Below are 16957 nucleotides of genomic sequence, written 5' to 3' on the forward strand. Positions count from 1 at the left end.
CTGGGGCGGGCCGAAGCGGCGCGCCGGAGGCTCATCGGGCCCCGACAAAGCACGAGCCCGGCATCTCAGGCGGATTTGCCGTCGATCCGGGCCATCGCGTCGTCCGCGCCGAATGCCTCCAGGTATGGCAGCCAGCGCGGGTCCCTATGGCCGGTGCCGATGATGCGCCAGGCGAGGCCGGACGGCGGCGCGGGTTGATGGCGCAGCCGCCAGCCGATCTCGGCGACGTGCCGGTCGGCTTTGACGTGGTTGCACCTGCGGCAGGCGGCGACCACGTTTTCCCAGGTGTGCTGCCCGCCACGGCTGCGCGGGATGACGTGATCGACGCTGGTTGCGACGCCACCGCAATAGGCGCATCTCCCGCCGTCACGGGCGAACAGGGCGCGGCGGGTAAGCGGGACGGGCCCGCGAAAGGGCACCCTCACGAAGCGCTTCAGCCTGACGACGCTGGGAGCGGGGATCGCGCGGGTTGCGCTGTGCATCAGGGCGCCTGAGTCCTCGAGGCTGATGGCCTTGTCGTTGAGGACGAGAATGAGCGCGCGGCGGAGCGGTACGACGCCGAGCGGCTCGTACGACGCGTTGAGGACCAGGACATGCGGCACGGATGCCTCCTTGTACGCCGGCGGCGCGTGGCTCGCGCCGGGACGATCTCCCCCAGTTTCCCCTGAACCCTGGCCGGAACGCCACTATCACCGGGTTAACGGTTGAGAGGCATTTCCGCGTACCGCTCGCATACGGCCCGCACACACTGCACACGGGGCCTTCAGAACTTCGTGGAGTGGCAAGAATCACGGCTCCGGCGGCCCCGGAGCCGATCTTGTGGCCTTCCGGGAGATCCGGCGGGCGGCGGAAACCGCCAGCTGAGGCCGATCGCCCTGCTTTCGTGCGCCCCCCGAGCGCCTTCGCGCGCTCTCGAACACAGGAACGGCGGTTTCCCGCGCCCGGCTACTGTGTGAAGGAATTGCGCGTGCGCCATCCGCGCGGGCATGCCGTACACGAAGGGTTTCCGCTGTGTTCTGGTCCGCCGCTCTGGCCGCTGACTCGACGCCTCGCCCTACCGCCCCGACGACCTTGGACGATGCGCACCGGAGCGCCACCAACGCCGCGGGCTGGGTGGAGGAGAACTGGTCCACCTGGCTCAGCGTCGGGCTGCGTATAGCCCTGATCCTGGTGATCGCTTTTGTGCTCCGGACCGTCGTCCGGCGGGGGATCACCAAGCTGATAGAGCGCATGAACCGCACGGCCCAGGCCGTGAACGGCACCGCGCTCGGCGGGTTGCTGGTCAACGTCGAACGGCGGCGGCAGCGGTCCGCGGCCATCGGCTCGGTGCTGCGCTCGGTCGCCTCGTTCGCGATCATGGGGACCGCGGGGCTGATGATCCTCTCCGCCCTCCAGATCAATCTGGCGCCGCTGCTCGCGAGCGCCGGAGTGGCGGGTGTGGCGATCGGTTTCGGCGCCCGCAACCTGGTCACCGACTTCCTCTCCGGCGTCTTCATGATCCTTGAAGACCAGTACGGGGTGGGCGACTCGGTCGACGCGGGGGTGGCCTCCGGCGAGGTGATCGAGGTCGGCCTGCGGGTCACCAAGCTGCGCGGGGACAACGGCGAGATCTGGTACGTCCGCAATGGCGAGGTCAAGCGGATCGGCAACCTCAGCCAGGGCTGGGCGACGGCCGGGGTGGACGTGCAGATCCGCGCCGACGAGGACCTGGACCGGGTCCGCGAGGTGATCAACCAGGTCGGCGTGGACATGGGCAAGGACGAGCCCTGGAACGAGCGGCTGTGGGAGCCGATCGAGGTGCTGGGGCTCACCGCGGTCTACCTGGACTCCATGATCGTCCAGGTCTCGGCGCGGACCATGCCGGGCAAGGCGCTCGGCGTCGAGCGCGAGCTGCGCTGGCGGATCAAGAAGGCGCTGAACGAGGCGGGCATCCAGCTGGTCGGCCACCCGCCCGAGGCGAACCTGGCGACCGACGCGTCCGACCCGTCGGCGGGCATGACGGCGCCGTCCGCGCTGGCCAACCCTGACTCGCCGCAGTCCGCGGCGGCCAGCCCCCTCGCGCCGCCCGCGACGACTACACCGGTTCCTCCCGCGAAGTGACGGGCCGAGCGCACCGCGACAAGACACCAAATCCGGACGCTCCTCCCCATTGACGCCACCCCCGCGCCGCCTTACCTTCCTCTTCATCGATAGGAAAGTTTCTTAACAGAGTGAGGCGGGGCACCACCATGGCGGCACCACCCCCCGGCAACACCCCCAACGGCACCCCCGGCACCCCCCGGGTCCTGCGGGCCATGAACGACCGGGCCGCGCTGGATCTGCTGGCCGCGCACGGCCCGCTCACCCGAACCCGGCTCGGGGAGCTGACCGGGCTGTCCAAGCCGACCGCTTCGCAGCTGCTGACCCGCCTGGAGTCCGCCGGACTGGTCCGGCCGACCGGCAATGTGACCGGCCGCCCCGGGCCCAACGCCCAGCTGTACGAGATCAACCCGGCCGCCGCCCATGTCGCCGCGCTCGCCGTCGACCAGGAGGGCATCACCGCCGCCGTCGCGGACATCACCGGCCAGGTGGTCGGGGAGTACCGGGTGACCGCCCCCACGACCGACGAGTCGCTGACCGGCCGTACCGCGGAGCTGGTGGCCGAGGCCGTCGACGGCGCCCTGGCCGCGGCCGGGCTCGTACGGGCCGACCTGCACGGGACCGTCATCGGCACCCCCGGCGCCCTCGACCCGCGCACCGGGACCCTGCGGTACGCGCCGCACCTGCCGGGCTGGCAGTCGCGCGCCCTGCGGGACGAGCTGGCCGAGGTGCTGCACACCCCGATCGTCATCGAGAACGACGTCAATCTGGCGGCCGTCGCCGAACAGCACCACGGCACTGCCCAGGACTTCGACGACTTCGCCCTCGTCTGGGCCGACGAGGGGGTCGGCGCGGCCATCGTGCTCGGCGGCACGCTGCTGCGCGGGGCCACCGGCGGCGCCGGGGAGATCGGCTACATGCCGCTGCCGGGGGCGCCGCTCGCCCGTGGCGGGCCGGACGCGGCGGCCCGGCCGGACGGGGGCGGCGGGTTCCAGAAGCTGGTCGGCTGCCCCGCCGTCGTAGAACTGGCCCGGGAGCACGGCATCGAGGCGCCCACGGCCGCCAAGGCGCTGACCGCCGCGCTGCGTACCCCGGGGGCGGGGGACGAGGTGCTGACCGAGCTGGCCCGGCGGCTGGCCACCGGGCTCGCCTCCGTCGTCGCGGTGGTCGATCCGGAGCTGGTGGTGCTGTCGGGGGAGGTGGCGCAGGCCGGTGGGGAGCGGCTGCGCGAGCTGGTCGAGACCGAGCTGACGGGGCTCGCACTGCCCCGGCCGGAATTGCGGATCAGCGATATCGAGGGGGATCCGATACTCATCGGCGCGCTGCGTCAGGCGGTCGCCGATGCCCGTAACACCGTTTTCGATACTGCCTGATTTTCGACACTGTCTGAGTCTCGATACCGCCCGAGGTTCGATACCGCCTGATTTTCCCCCGCAAGGAAGTACCGCCATGCCACCAAGACTGGCTGTTCTCGCGTCGGTGCTCAGCGCCGGTGCCCTTCTGCTGACCGGTTGCGCCAACCCCAGCACCGGCAGCGCGACCGACGATCCGACCAAACCCGTGACGCTGAAGTTCTGGCACGGCTGGTCGGAAAAGAACGAGGTCAGGGCGATCGATGACAGCATCGCCCGGTTCGAGAAACTCCACCCCAACATCAAGGTGAAGACCACCGGCAATGTCACCGACGCCACCTTGAACCAGGCGCTGCGGGCCGGCGGGAGCGACGCTCCGGACGTGGCCTCGTCGTTCACCACCAACAACGTCGGACAGTACTGCTCGTCCGGGATGTGGGCGGACCTCGACCCGTTCATGAAGAAGACCGGGCTGGACAAGAACAAGGTCTTCCCCAAGACGCTGCTGGACTACACCAGTTACGACGGCGACCAGTGCGCCCTGCCGCTGCTCGCCGACGCGTACGGCATGTACTACAACAAGGACGCGTTCAAGGAAGCCGGGATCTCCCGCCCGCCGCGCACCATGTCGGAGCTGAAGCGGGACGCCGTCAAGCTGACCAAGCGCACCAAGAACGGCGGTTACGAGCGGGTCGGCTTCATGCCGAACTTCCGGCTCTACCAGAACAGCCCGGACCGCCTCTTCGCCCAGTGGGGGCCGACCTACTTCGACAAGGACGGAAAGGCGCGCCTGGCGAAGGGCAGCGCCGCCAAGGACTTCTTCGCCACCACCCGGGACCTGGTGAAGAGCCAGGGCGGATACGGTCCGCTGGAGAAGTTCCGTACGTCCTTCGGCGACGAGATGTCCTCGCAGAACGCCTTTCTCACCGGCAAGCTGGCCATGCACATGGACGGCGAATGGCGCGGCCTCTTCATGAAGGGCGCGAAATTCAAGTGGGGCACCGCTCCCCTGCCGGTTCCCGACGACCAGCCCGAGACCTACGGCCGGGGCTATCTCACCGGAACGGTGATAGGCATCGGGCACAGCAGCACCCACCAGAACGCGGCGTGGGAGCTGGTGAAGTTCCTGACCGCCGACACCGATCAGGTCGTCTCCTTCGCCAACGCCATCCACAACGTGCCGTCCACCAAGGCCGCCCTCACCTCCCCCAAGCTCGACCCGGACCCCACCTTCCGCGCCTTCCTGGGTATCGCGCAGAACCGATACAGCACCGCCCTGCCCGCCTCGATCAACGGCGGACAGTACGTGGTCTCCCTCCAGGACTTCTCCTATGGCGTCGAAGAAGGCAAGGAACCCGATCTGAACAAGGGCTTGAAGGAACTCGACAAGGAAATCGACGCCGACAATCTCCAGGCTCAGAACTGACGGAGCGCGACATGGCCACAGTGACACACAACCCCGCCCTGCGCCGCAAGGCCGTGCGCGAGCGGCTGCGCACCCTCGGTTTCCTCTCCCCCTGGCTGGTCGGCTTCACCGTCTTCTTCGGCTATCCGCTGGTCGCCACCGTCTATTTCTCCTTCATGCACTACAACCAGATCGAGACCCCGACCTTCGTGGGGCTGCGGAACTGGCGGTATGTGTTCGAGCAGATGCCGCTGTTCGGCCCGGCGCTGTGGAACACCCTCTGGCTGGTCGTGGTGATGGTCGCGCTGCGGGTCGTCTTCGGCCTCGGCATCGGTCTCCTGGTCACCAAGGTGAAGTCGGGGGTCGGTTTCTTCCGCACCGCCTTCTACCTTCCGTATCTGGCTCCCCCGGTGGCGGCCACCGTCGCCTTCGTCTTCCTGCTCAATCCCGGCACCGGTCCGGTGAACGACATTCTCGGGACGATCGGGATCTCCGCCCCCAACTGGTTCAACGACCCGACATGGGCCAAGCCCTCGCTCGTCCTGCTGTCCCTGTGGGGCATCGGCGATCTCATGGTCATCTTCATGGCGGCGCTGCTGGACGTGCCGAAGGACCAGTACGAGGCGGCCGATCTGGACGGCGCCGGGGCGCTGCACAAGTTCCGTTATGTGACCTGGCCGTCGATCACCCCGATCGTGATGTTCGCGGTCGTGACGGGCGTCGTCCAGACCATGCAGTACTACACCCAGGCGCTGGTGGCCGGAAAGCTCGCCTCCGGCGTCAGCATCGGGCCCGGTTCGGTCATCCAGCCCGGCTATCCCGACCACTCCACCCTCACCGTGCCGCAGCTCGTCTACTCGCTCGGCTTCCAGAACTTCAACACCGGAGCCGCCTGCGTGCTGTCGCTCGTGCTCTTCGCGATCGCGATGGCGGTGACGACGCTGCTGATGCGTCGGCGCGCCGGCCTGCTGTCGGCCGAGGACTGACCGGCCGAGGACTGAGAGGACCCGTCCGCCATGACCGCAACCACCACCACGCTCACGGCGCCCTCCGCGCCCGTCCGCCCCCGCACCCGGCGCTCCCCCGCCCCGGCCGCCCGCCGCCGCGCCGCGCTCCACTGGATCGCCGTGCACACCGTCGCCATCGCCGCGGCGCTCTTCTTCCTGCTGCCGTTCGTCTTCGTCTTCCTGACCGCCGTGATGAGCGACAGCCAGGCGATGAGCGGCGCCCTGTGGCCCACCGAATGGCACTGGTCGAATTACGCCGATGTCTTCCGTACCCCCGGTTTCCTCGACTGGTGGCGCAATTCGCTGATGTACGCCGTGCTCGGCACCCTGTTCACGCTCTGTTCGTCCATTCCGGTCGCGTACGCGCTCGCCAAGTTCCGCTTCCGCGGCCGCCGTACCGCCATGCTCCTGGTCATCTCGACGATGATGCTGCCACCGCAGGTCATCGTGGTGCCCATGTATCTGGTCTGGGCCCAGCAGTTCCATCTGTCGGGCTCGCTGTGGCCGCTGATCATTCCGATGGCGTTCGGTGACGCGTACTCCATCTTCCTGCTGCGCCAGTTCCTCCTGACGATTCCCCGGGAATACCTGGAGTCGGCGCGGGTCGACGGCTGCGGGGAGTTCCGTACCCTGCTGCGCGTCATCATCCCGATGGCCAAGCCGGGCATCGCGGCCGTCGCGCTCTTCCAGTTCTTCTACTGCTGGAACGACTACTTCGGCCCGCAGATCTACGCCGCGCAGAACCCGGGCGCCTGGACGCTCAGTTACGGACTGGAGAGCTTCAAGAGCGCGCACAGCGTCAACTGGAACCTGACGATGGCCGCGACACTGCTGGTCATGGCCCCCGTCATCATCGTCTTCTTCTTCGCGCAGAAAGCCTTCGTCGAGGGCGTCACACTGACAGGAGTCAAGGGTTGAAACTCGCAGTCGTGGGGGGCGGTTCCACCTACACCCCCGAACTCATCGACGGGTTCGCCCGGTTGCGGAATGTGCTCCCGATGGAGGAGCTGGTCCTGGTCGACCCGGCCGCCGACCGGCTGGAGCTGGTCGGCGGGCTCGCCCGCCGGATCTTCGCCAAGCAGGGCCACCCCGGGAAGGTCTCCTGGACCGACGACCTGGACAAGGGCGTGGACGGCGCCGACGCGGTGCTGCTCCAGCTGCGCGTCGGCGGCCAGGCCGCCCGCGCGCAGGACGAGACCTGGCCGCTGGAGTGCGGCTGCGTCGGCCAGGAGACCACCGGCGCGGGCGGGCTCGCCAAGGCACTGCGTACCGTACCCGTCGTCCTGGACATCGCGGAGCGGGTGCGCCGCCGCAACCCGGACGCGTGGATCGTGGACTTCACCAACCCGGTCGGCATCGTGACCCGGGCGCTGCTGACGGCCGGGCACCGGGCCGTCGGCCTGTGCAACGTCGCCATCGGTTTCCAGCGCAAGTTCGCGAAGCTGCTGAACGTGGCGCCCGGGGAGGTGACGCTGGAGCACGTCGGCCTCAACCACCTCACCTGGGAGCGGTCGGTGCGCGTCGGCGGCCCGGACGGCGAGGACGTGCTGCCCAAGCTGCTCGCCGAGCACGGCGACGCCATCGCCGACGACCTGCGGATGCCGCGCGACCTGGTGGACCGGCTGGGCGTCGTCCCGTCGTACTACCTGCGCTACTACTACCAGCACGACGCCGTCGTACGGGAGCTGCGCACCAAGCCGTCGCGGGCGGCGGAGGTGGCGGCGATCGAGCGCGAGTTGCTGGAGATGTACGGCGACCCCGCGCTGGACGAGAAGCCGGAGCTGCTGAGCCGCCGCGGCGGCGCGTTCTACTCGGAGGCGGCGGTCGATCTGACCTCGTCGCTGCTGCGCGACAGCGGGGAGGTACGCATCGTCAACGCGTTCAACGACGGCACCCTGCCCTTCCTGCCCGACGACGCGGTGATCGAGGTCCCGGCGGCCGTGAACGCACAGGGCGCGAGCCCCCTCCCGGTGCGCCCCCTGGAGCCGCTGTACGCCGGGTTGATCGCCCATGTCACGGCGTATGAACACCTGGCGCTGGAGGCAGCGTTGAAGGGCGGGCGGGAGCGCGTCTTCCAGGCGCTGCTCTCCCACCCCCTCATCGGCCAGATCGACTACGCCGAGAAGCTGACCGACGACCTGATCGCGCACAACCGGGAGCACCTGGCGTGGGCCTGACGCACTCCGAACGGGCCGGTTCCGCACCGGCCTCCACCACCTCCGCCACGCCGGGGCCGTCCGTGCTGGCGATCGACGCGGGCAACAGCAAGACCGATGTCGCGCTGATCGGCCCGGACGGAACCGTGCTCGGCACGGCCCGCGGCGGCGGCTTCCAGCCGCCCATCGTGGGCACCGGGCGGGCCGTCGGCGCGCTCGCGCGGCTGGTGGAGGAGGCGGCGCGGCAGGCCGGCGGCTCCGGCCCGCCGCGGGTCGGGCACGTCTCCGCGTGCCTGGCCAACGCCGATCTGCCGAGCGAGGAGAAGGAGCTGACGGAGGCGCTGACCGGCCATGGCTGGGGCGACACCGTCACGGTCGCCAACGACATCTTCGCGCTGCTGCGGGCCGGGGCCGCGGACGACGGCGAGCCGACCGGCGTCGCCGTCGTCTGCGGGGCCGGGATCAACTGCGCCGGGCTGGGCCACGGCGGGCGCACCGCCCGCTTCCCGGCCATCGGGCGGCTCTCCGGCGACTGGGGCGGCGGGGGCTTCCTGTCGGAGGAGGCGCTGTGGTGGGCGGCGCGCGCGGAGGACGGCCGGGGCGAGCCGACCGAGCTGGCCCGCGCCCTCCCGGCGCACTTCGGTCTGACCACGATGTACGAACTGATCGAGGCCATTCATCTGGGGCGGCTGGAGCCGTCCCACCGCTATGCGCTGACGCCGGTGCTCTTCGCGGTGGCCGCGGGCGGCGACGAGGTCGCGCGCGCGATCGTCGACCGGCAGGCGGAGGAGGTGGTCACGATGGCCACGGTCGCGCTGACCCGGCTGGACCTGCTGGCAGAGGAGACGCCGGTGATCCTGGGCGGCGGGGTGCTCGCGGCCCGGCATCCACAGCTGGACGGCCGGATCCGCGAACTCCTCGCGGAGCGCGCCCCGAAGGCCGCGCCCCGGGTCGTCACGGTCCCGCCCGTGCTCGGCGCGGCGCTGCTCGGCCTGGACCGCACCGGCGCGCCGCCGACGGCGTACGCCCGGCTGCGCGCGCACTACGACGGGGCTGCGGGGGCAGCGCCCGCCGAGGGGCGAATGGAAACTGACAGTGACGAAATGGGAACCGGGAGTCCCTCCCGAGCGTAATAAAAAGGGAGGGAAGATCGCGATCCGAGCAAGATCCAGGCAAGACCGGTGACCTTGTCGGGGGGTGCGGTCCATACTTCTGCGGACAGTGACCGTGGGGTCCGGACCAAGGGGGAGGTCTCGTGTCACATCAGTCGGCTCTGTCGACCACCGGCAGACCCGCGCCGCCGCCCGCGCCCGCGGCCCCGCCGCGGACCGCGTGGCGGGAAGGCCTGGACCGGTTGCGGACCGCGGCCACGACGGAGCCCGGGCGGCTGCGGATCATCGGAGCCGTGCTGGCCGCACTGGTGGTGGCGTTCGGGGCGGTGACGGCCTGGCAGGTCTCCGCCCGGGAGACCGCGGCCGACGCGGTGGCCGAGCACAGCCAGCCGCTGAGCGCGGACGCCGCGCGGATCTACCGCTCGCTGGCCGACGCCGACACCACGGCGGCGAGCGGCTTCCTGGCGGGCGGCCATGAGCCCGCCGCGGTGCGGCGGCGGTATGAGCGGGATGTCGACACCGCGTCCGAGCTGCTGGTGCGCGCCGCGGCCAACACGGAGGGTTCGGCGTCGGCGCGCGCCGAGATACGGAAGATCAGCCAACTGCTGCCGGTCTACACGGGGCTGGTCGAGTCCGCGCGCGCCAACAACCGCCAGGGCCTGCCGCTGGGCGGCGCGTATCTGCGGTATGCGAACGACACGATGCGCACCCGGCTGCTGCCCGCCGCCGACCGGCTGTACGAGGCGGAGACGGCCCGGCTCGGCGAGGACTACGGGGACGCGAAGTCCTGGCCCTGGGTGGCGATAGGGGTGGGCGTGGTCGCGCTGGCCGCCCTGGGCTGGGCCCAGCGCCGCAACTACCGGCGGACCAACCGGGTGTTCAACCACGGTCTGCTGGGCGCGTCCGCCGCCGCCACGGTGGTGCTGGTGTGGCTGGTGGCCGGTCATGCCATCGCCCGGGCCGAGCTGAACGACTCCGACGACCACGGGGCGAAGTCCCTGCGGGTGCTCAACGAGGCGCGGATCGCCTCGCTGCGGGCCCGCGCCGACGAGAACCTGACGCTGATCGCGCGCGGCGCGGTCGTCGTCGACAAGGACGGGTCCAACAAGGGCAAGGACGCCTACGAGGTCAGCTACACCTCCCGGATGGCCGGGCTGGTCGGCAGCGGGTCCGGCGGCCGTCCCGCCGGGGGCAGCCTGCTGGACCGGGCGCGGGATCTCGCGGACGACGGCGGGGGCCGGCAGCCGGTGGAGGCGGCCGCCACGGCGGTCCGCGCGTGGCAGGCCCGCCACCAGGCGGCCCGCGGCGCCGATGACGCGGGCGACTACAAGGACGCGCTGGAGAAGGTCATCGGCGCCAAGGACAGCACGGGCGAGTCCTTCGACCGGGTGGACGACGAGCTGGCGAAGGCGCTGGACCATGAGCAGCGGCAGTTCCAGCAGGCCGCGGACAGCGGGCGCGGGGCGTTCACCGCGATGGCGTTCGGGGCCGGGGTGCTGGCGGTGCTGGGCGCGGCGGGCGCGGTCCTGGGCATAGGCCGCAGGCTGTCGGAGTACCGGTGACGGCGATGGGGGGCGGAGACATGCGATCGGTGCGACGGGGATCAGCGCGGATACGGTCGGGGCTGGCCGCGGCGGTGTGCGCCCTCGGGGTGGCCACGGCCCTCGCGGGGCCCGCGCTGGTGGGCGGCGGGGGCGGCGGTTCCCAGGAGTCCCAGCCGTCTCAGCGGTCCCGTCTGGGGCCGCACTCGCTGGGGTCCGGTTCCGAAGCGGCGGCGGAGAGCTGTAAGAAGCCGGAGGCGAGCCTGCGGCCATCGGGGGCGAGCGGCCCGGCCATCAAGCGGATCAAGGAACGGGAGATCAACGGGCACAAGGTCGGCAAGCTGATCGCGGGCGTCGACCAGAACAGCTACCGCTGGGGCTATCGCGACCCGGCCACCGGTGAGCTGACCGGATTCGACATCGACCTCGTGCGCGCGATCGCCAAGGACATCTTCGGCGATCCGGACGCGGTCATCTACCGCACCATTCCGACCAGTCAGCGCATCAAGGCCCTCCAGCAGGGCAAGGTGGACATCGTGGTGCGCGCCATGACCATCAACTGCGACCGGATCAAGGACGTGGCCTTCTCCACCGCCTATTTCCAGGCCGGACAGCAGGTGCTGGTCCCCGACGGCTCGTCCATCACCGGCTACAACACGACGCTGCGCGGCAAGAGGGTCTGCACGGCGCAGGGTTCGACCGCCGAGGTCGTGCTGGACGACCCGGAAAAGGGCGTCAAGGCGCTCGGCGCGATCAAGGTCAAGCTCGTTCCCAACCAGCTGGACTGCCTGGTCAGACTGCAGATGGGCCAGGTGGACGCGGTGATCACGGACAATGCGCTGGCGGCGGGCCAGGCCGCCCAGGACCCCTCCGTCAAGCTGGTCGGCCCCCGATTCACCGACGAGTTGTACGGCGTGGCGATGAACAAGAACGACGACGACCTGGTACGCCGTGTCAACACGGTACTGGAGGACTACCGCAGGGGCGGCTCCGACAGCCCCTGGCAGCGCGCCTACCGGACCTGGCTCGCGGAGGACTTCGGCAGCACACAGCGGAACCCGGCGCCTCCGGATCCGCTGTACAAGGACTAGAGGGAGTTATGGATTAGCGCCTGGTTGATACGCGTAGGGATGTCGCAGCAGACGGATCACGCCTGACGGATACGGATACGGACACGGACTCGGAGAGGTGATCGATGGGGGTCCCGGGACCCTTCCCCGGCGCCGCGGGGACACCCGAGGGGCCGGTCATGGGCCGCGAAGAGGTGGACCGTGCGCTGGCGAGGCTCGGCGCCGAGCACGAGGCGATCGAGACGTCGCTGCTCGCCCTCCAGGACCACGCGGGCAGAAGGCTGCTCGAGGGCGCCGGGCTGACGGGCGTCACGAAGGACCGATGGGCCACCACCGAGCAGGCCATCTCCCTTCTGTGGAGCTATTTCGACGCGTACACGGACGCCCTCCGGCGCGCCCGCGAGGTGCGCTCCCGGCACCGCTGGTCCACCCCGGGCGAGCTGGCCGAGCTGACCGAGCTGCTGCGCGGCCCCGGAATCACCCTGCCCAGCACCGCCACGCTCACCGGATCGCCGCTGCTCAGCGAGCAGTTGAGCCTGGACCGGCTGGTCGACCGGATGAACCGCTGGTATGCCGAGGCGCTGGACGTCATCGTCACGGCCGACGCCGTGTGGTCCGCGCTGCCCGCCCGGATCGACATGCTCTCCGCCGAGCTGCACCGCACCCGTTCGCTCGCCCACTCGGTCGGGGTGCGGCCCGGTGAGCACCCCTCGGGCGACGATCTGGAGCAGATCACCGCGGAGCTGACCGCGCTGCGCGCCGAGGTGGTCTCCGATCCACTCGCCTTCTGGAAACCGGCCGCCGGGAGTTCGGCGCCGGGCGGCGGCAGCCCCGACACCGTCCGCTACGACCGGGCCGCCCGCGCCCTGGACGACGTGCGGCGCGAGATCGAGGCCGTCCTCGATGTCCGGCAGGACGCGGAGCGGCGTCTGATGCGGCTGCGCGATGTGCTGTCCCGCGCCGATCGCACCCTCGCGGAGGCCCGGCAGGCGCGCGGTGAGGTGCTGGCGAAGATCGCGGCGTCCGAGGTGCCCGCGGTCAGCGGCCCGCCGACCGCCCTGCACGAGCAGCTGGTCGCGGCCGCCGACTACCGGCGGCGCTCCCAGTGGCACCGGCTCTCCCCGCTGCTGGAGAGCCTGGAGCAGCGCGCCGACGACGAACTGCTCCGGGCCCGTGAGTCGTTGACGGCGGTGACCGCGCCGCTCGCGGTCCGCGCCGAGCTGCGCGGGCGGCTGGACGCGTACAAGGCGAAGGTCGCCCGGCACGGCATGGCGGAGGACCCGCTGCTGGTCGAGCGGTACGACGTGGCGCGCCGGATGCTGTGGAGCGCCCCGTGCGATCTGCGCGTCGCCGGGCAGGCGGTCCTGCGCTACCAGCAGGCGGTCGCCGAGGCGTTGACACCCCGGCAGCCGGACCCGGCCGATCGCAGTCCCGCCGATCACGGCAGTGAGGGGGAGCGGTATGAGTGACACGGTCACCTGCCAGCGGCGCGAGTGCGGCGGGTCGTACGAGGACATGGGCGGCGGCGAGCTGTACTGCGACACCTGCGGGATGGCCCCGGTGGTCTCCCCGCAGGGCATGGTGAGTTCACCGCCCACCGGCGTCGCCGCCGGGGGCCATGGCTCGGCCTCGTCGTCATCGTCTCGCTCCTCGCGGCCGTCCCGGTCGTCGTCGTCCCGCCGCTCGGTGTCCGGGCGGCTGTCCCGGTCCTCCTCCGGGCGCTCCTCGCGTTCGGTCTCGGTGCGCGGCTCCGGCTCCTCCTCGACCCCCTCGGGGCGGAACGCGCTGGGCGCGGGCCTGGTCAGCGTCCCGGAGGTGCCGCGCCCCGATCCGCGCACGGCGGTGCTGGCCAACCCCGAAGTGCCGGAGCGCAAGCGGTTCTGCAGCCGGGGCGACTGCGGGGCGCCGGTGGGCCGCGCCCGCGGCGACCGGCCGGGCCGCACCGAGGGGTTCTGCACCAAGTGCGGCCACCCCTACTCGTTCGTGCCGAAGCTCGGCCCCGGCGACATCGTGCACGGGCAGTACGAGGTGGCGGGCTGTCTGGCGCACGGCGGGCTCGGCTGGGTCTATCTGGCCATCGACCGCGCGGTGTCGGACCGCTGGGTGGTGCTCAAGGGCCTGCTGGACACCGGCGACGAGGAGGCCTTGGCGGCCGCCGTCTCCGAGCGCCGCTTCCTCGCCGAGATCGAGCACTCCAACATCGTCCGGATCTACAACTTCGTCGAGCACCTCGACCAGAACACGGGCAGTCTCGACGGCTACATCGTCATGGAGTACGTCGGCGGCAAGTCCCTCAAGGACATCGCCAACGGGCGGCGCTCCCCGGACGGCAGGCGCGAGCCGCTGCCGGTCGAGCAGGCGTGCGCGTACGGGATCGAGGCGCTGGAGGCCCTCGGCCATCTGCACAGCCGCAATCTGCTCTACTGCGACTTCAAGGTCGACAACGCCATACAGCAGCAGGACCAGCTCAAGCTCATCGACATGGGCGCGGTCCGGCGGATGGACGACGAGGACAGCGCCATCTACGGCACCGTGGGCTACCAGGCTCCGGAGATCGCGGAGCAGGGTCCCTCGGTCGCCTCCGACCTCTACACGGTGGCGCGCACGCTCGCCGTGCTCACCTTCGACTTCCAGGGCTACACGAACGTCTTCGTGGACAGCCTCCCGGACCCCGAGCACATCGAGGTCTTCCGGCGGTACGAGTCCTTCTACCGGCTGCTGGTGCGGGCCACCGACCCCGACCCGGGGCGCCGGTTCTCCTCCGCCCAGGAGATGTCCGACCAGCTGACCGGTGTACTGCGGGAGGCCGTGGCGCTGCAGACCGGGCGGCCGCGGCCCGCGCTGTCCACCCTCTTCGGGCCGGAAACCCGGGTGGTGGACACGGAGTTGTTCGCCGAGCAAGGCCAGGACGCGTCCCTGCTGGGCGGCCGGGCGGCGGGCCGGGGCGCACCGCCCGGCGGGCCCGTACCGCCGCAGGGCCTGCCGACCCTGCCGCTGGCCGCCACCGCTCCGCTGGACACCCGGGCCGCCGCGCTCGCCCTGCCCGTGCCGCTGGTGGATCCGTCCGATCCCAACGCCGGTTTCCTGGCCGGACTGCTGTCCGCCCCGCCCGCCGAGATCGACGCGGCGCTGCCCACCGCGCCCGTCGACTCGCCCGAGCTGCGGCTGCGCCGGGTGCGCGCCCTGCTGGAACTGGGGCAGGCGCAGGAGGCGGGCGTCGCGCTGACCGGTCTGGAGGCCGCCTACCGCGACGACTGGCGGATCGTCTGGTACCGGGGGGTGCACGCGCTGGCGACCCGCGACCACGAGACGGCCGCGCTGTCCTTCGACGCCGTCTACGACGCGTTCCCCGGGGAGCCCGCGCCCAAGCTGGCGCTCGGCGTCTGCGCCGAGGTGCTGGGCCAGCTGGACAACGCGGCGGAGTACTACCGGCTCGTCTGGGCGACTGATCCGAGCTTCGTGAGCGCCGCCTTCGGGCTGGCCCGGGTCCGGCTGTGCTCCGGCGACCGGGCGGACGCGGTGCGGGTGCTGGAGTCGGTTCCGGAGTCGTCGATCCACTTCACGGCGGCCCGGGTCGCCGCGGTGCGGGCCCGGCTGCGCCAGCGTGCCGCCTGGGAGGGGCTGTTGGCCGATCTGACGGCGGCCGCCCTCCAGGTGGAGCGGCTGGGCGAGTTCGGCCTCGACGCGGTGCGGCGCGAGCGGCTGTGTACGGAAGTCCTGGGCAGTGCGCTGGATTGGGTACTGTCCGGCAGCAGCGGCGCGCCGCCGGGCCAGACCCGGCCGCCGCTGCTCGGCAGCAGCCTGGACGAGCGCGGGCTGCGGTTCGGACTGGAGCGCTCGTACCGGGTACTCGCCAGGCTCGCGCAGCGCGGCGAGGAAAGGATCGAACTGGTGGAGCGGGCCAACCGCTACCGCCCCAGGACGTGGGTGTGATCGATGTCGCAGATGCCACAGCTACCGCAGCTGTCAGCCTGCCCGACCTGTGCAGAGCCGCTGGAGGCGGGAGACAACTACTGTGGCGGGTGCGGGGCCGACCTTTCGGCGGCCGTGCCGTCCCCGCGGCGGGAGCCGGAGGACTACCCGCTGGCGGCCCCAGCGCCGTCCCCGGTAGCCGACCCGCGGACCGCGGCGGCGCTCGACGCCCCGCCCCCGCCGGGACCCGGCACACCACCGACCACCCCCGCCGGTGCGCCCACGGACCCGCACCAGCACACTCAGACGCACACCAGTACACGCACGGCAGCGAGCGCGGGCACCGGCACCGGGGCGGACCCCCGGCTGCCCGGCGGCGACAGCCGCCTCCGGTGCGCCGCGTGCCAGGAGGGCACCATCGACAGGGACGGATACTGCGAGCACTGCGGGCACGCACAGGCGCGTGAGCGCGACCATATGGAGCGGGAGTTGGCGGGCGTCGCCGCGGCCAGTGACCGCGGCCTGCGCCACCACCGCAACGAGGACGCGTTCTCCGTGGCCACGGCCGCCCTTCCGGACGGCTCACCGGCCGTCGTCGCGGTGGTGTGCGACGGGGTCTCCTCGGCCACCCGCCCGGACGACGCGTCAGCCGCGGCCGCCCACGCGGCGGAAGCGTCGCTGCTCACCTTGCTCCCCCGGGGCACCCACCCCCAGCAGGCCATGAACGAGGCGATCGTGGCCGCCGCCGACGCGGTCTCCTCGCTCGCTCTGGAGACCGGCGTGCCGGGTCCGCCCGAAGAGCACCAGCGCCAGCAGAACGCTCCGGCGTGCACCATCGTCAGCGCCGTGGTCACCGGCGGGATGCTCACCGTGGGCTGGATCGGCGACAGCCGCGTCTACTGGGTGCCCGACGACCGGACGACCCAGCCCGCCCGGCTCACCGAGGACGACTCGTGGGCGGCCCAGATGGTGGCGGCGGGACTGATGTCGGAGGCCGAGGCGTACGCGGACGAGCGGGCGCACGCCATCACCGGCTGGCTCGGCGCGGACGCCTATGAACTGGAGCCGCACACCGCCTCGTTCAAGCCCGACCGGCCGGGGGTCGTGGTGGTGTGCACCGACGGGCTGTGGAACTACGCCGAGTCGGCGGAGGAGATGGCCCGCGCGGTGCCGCCGGACGCCCGGGGGAGGCCGCTGCAGAGCGCGCGCGTCCTGGTGGGCCACGCCCTCAACGGCGGGGGCCACGACAACGTAACAGTGGCCGTGGTGCCGTTCCCCGCCGCGCCGGGAGGGGCAGGATCGGCCTGACGGCCCGAGGGGGGA

The 16957-nt window shown here is 71.5% G+C and carries 13 protein-coding genes; 12 read left to right on the forward strand and 1 reads right to left on the reverse strand.

Going from position 1 to position 16957, the window contains the following annotated elements:
• Window positions 1-65: 65 nt before the first annotated feature.
• On the reverse strand, window positions 66-602 hold the full coding sequence (locus tag ACZ6CL_RS33555) for an HNH endonuclease (RefSeq protein ID WP_361481753.1): 537 nt from the start codon (window positions 600-602) through the stop codon (window positions 66-68).
• Window positions 603-1011: 409 nt separating this feature from the next.
• On the opposite strand from ACZ6CL_RS33555, the gene ACZ6CL_RS33560 reads away from it, so the two are divergent.
• The 12 genes from ACZ6CL_RS33560 to ACZ6CL_RS33615 all read left to right on the forward strand — a co-directional run bounded on the left by ACZ6CL_RS33560 (window position 1012) and on the right by ACZ6CL_RS33615 (window position 16942).
• On the forward strand, window positions 1012-2100 hold the full coding sequence (locus tag ACZ6CL_RS33560) for a mechanosensitive ion channel family protein (protein ID WP_468942835.1): 1089 nt from the start codon (window positions 1012-1014) through the stop codon (window positions 2098-2100).
• Window positions 2101-2228: 128 nt separating this feature from the next.
• A complete protein-coding gene (locus ACZ6CL_RS33565; RefSeq protein WP_468942837.1) occupies window positions 2229-3452 on the forward strand; it encodes an ROK family transcriptional regulator in 1224 nt (407 codons plus the stop codon).
• 76 nt (window positions 3453-3528) lie between these two features.
• On the forward strand, window positions 3529-4857 hold the full coding sequence (locus ACZ6CL_RS33570) for an extracellular solute-binding protein (RefSeq protein ID WP_468942840.1): 1329 nt from the start codon (window positions 3529-3531) through the stop codon (window positions 4855-4857).
• An 11-nt stretch (window positions 4858-4868) separates the two neighbouring features.
• Window positions 4869-5822, forward strand: a complete 954-nt coding sequence (locus ACZ6CL_RS33575) for a carbohydrate ABC transporter permease (protein ID WP_468942843.1) — start codon at window positions 4869-4871, stop codon at window positions 5820-5822.
• A 30-nt stretch (window positions 5823-5852) separates the two neighbouring features.
• Complete coding sequence (locus ACZ6CL_RS33580) at window positions 5853-6761, forward strand: carbohydrate ABC transporter permease (protein ID WP_468942846.1); 909 nt, start codon at window positions 5853-5855, stop codon at window positions 6759-6761.
• The gene (locus ACZ6CL_RS33585; protein ID WP_468942848.1) at window positions 6758-8020 is read left to right on the forward strand and encodes a 6-phospho-beta-glucosidase; all 1263 of its coding nucleotides are present in this window, start codon (window positions 6758-6760) and stop codon (window positions 8018-8020) included. The genes ACZ6CL_RS33580 and ACZ6CL_RS33585 overlap by 4 nt, the downstream gene beginning before the upstream one ends.
• A 62-nt stretch (window positions 8021-8082) precedes the next feature.
• A complete protein-coding gene (locus tag ACZ6CL_RS33590) occupies window positions 8083-9132 on the forward strand; it encodes an N-acetylglucosamine kinase (RefSeq protein WP_468942951.1) in 1050 nt (349 codons plus the stop codon).
• 122 nt (window positions 9133-9254) lie between these two features.
• The gene (locus ACZ6CL_RS33595) at window positions 9255-10673 is read left to right on the forward strand and encodes a hypothetical protein (protein ID WP_468942850.1); all 1419 of its coding nucleotides are present in this window, start codon (window positions 9255-9257) and stop codon (window positions 10671-10673) included.
• Between the two features lie 20 nt (window positions 10674-10693).
• Window positions 10694-11743, forward strand: a complete 1050-nt coding sequence (locus ACZ6CL_RS33600) for a glutamate ABC transporter substrate-binding protein (RefSeq protein ID WP_468942853.1) — start codon at window positions 10694-10696, stop codon at window positions 11741-11743.
• Between the two features lie 104 nt (window positions 11744-11847).
• The gene (locus ACZ6CL_RS33605; RefSeq protein ID WP_468942856.1) at window positions 11848-13191 is read left to right on the forward strand and encodes a hypothetical protein; all 1344 of its coding nucleotides are present in this window, start codon (window positions 11848-11850) and stop codon (window positions 13189-13191) included.
• The gene (locus ACZ6CL_RS33610) at window positions 13184-15655 is read left to right on the forward strand and encodes a serine/threonine-protein kinase (protein ID WP_468942858.1); all 2472 of its coding nucleotides are present in this window, start codon (window positions 13184-13186) and stop codon (window positions 15653-15655) included. Before ACZ6CL_RS33605 ends, ACZ6CL_RS33610 begins: the two co-directional genes overlap by 8 nt.
• A gap of 3 nt (window positions 15656-15658) precedes the next feature.
• Window positions 15659-16942 carry a PP2C family protein-serine/threonine phosphatase gene (locus ACZ6CL_RS33615; protein WP_468942861.1) on the forward strand — a complete coding sequence of 428 codons (1284 nt, stop codon included), beginning with the start codon at window positions 15659-15661 and terminating at the stop codon, window positions 16940-16942.
• Window positions 16943-16957 lie beyond the last annotated feature (15 nt).

This window comes from Streptomyces sp. NPDC041200, assembly GCF_055591805.1.

Excerpts from the sequence above, each read along its gene's own strand:
- ACZ6CL_RS33565 (WP_468942837.1), top strand. The coding sequence starts at position 2,229 with ATGGCGGCACCACCCCCCGGCAACACCCCCAACGGCACCCCCGGCACC.
- ACZ6CL_RS33570 (WP_468942840.1), top strand. The coding sequence starts at position 3,529 with ATGCCACCAAGACTGGCTGTTCTCGCGTCGGTGCTCAGCGCCGGTGCC.
- ACZ6CL_RS33575 (WP_468942843.1), top strand. The coding sequence starts at position 4,869 with ATGGCCACAGTGACACACAACCCCGCCCTGCGCCGCAAGGCCGTGCGC.
- ACZ6CL_RS33580 (WP_468942846.1), top strand. The coding sequence starts at position 5,853 with ATGACCGCAACCACCACCACGCTCACGGCGCCCTCCGCGCCCGTCCGC.
- ACZ6CL_RS33600 (WP_468942853.1), top strand. The coding sequence starts at position 10,694 with ATGCGATCGGTGCGACGGGGATCAGCGCGGATACGGTCGGGGCTGGCC.
- ACZ6CL_RS33605 (WP_468942856.1), top strand. The coding sequence starts at position 11,848 with ATGGGGGTCCCGGGACCCTTCCCCGGCGCCGCGGGGACACCCGAGGGG.
- ACZ6CL_RS33610 (WP_468942858.1), top strand. The coding sequence starts at position 13,184 with ATGAGTGACACGGTCACCTGCCAGCGGCGCGAGTGCGGCGGGTCGTAC.
- ACZ6CL_RS33615 (WP_468942861.1), top strand. The coding sequence starts at position 15,659 with ATGTCGCAGATGCCACAGCTACCGCAGCTGTCAGCCTGCCCGACCTGT.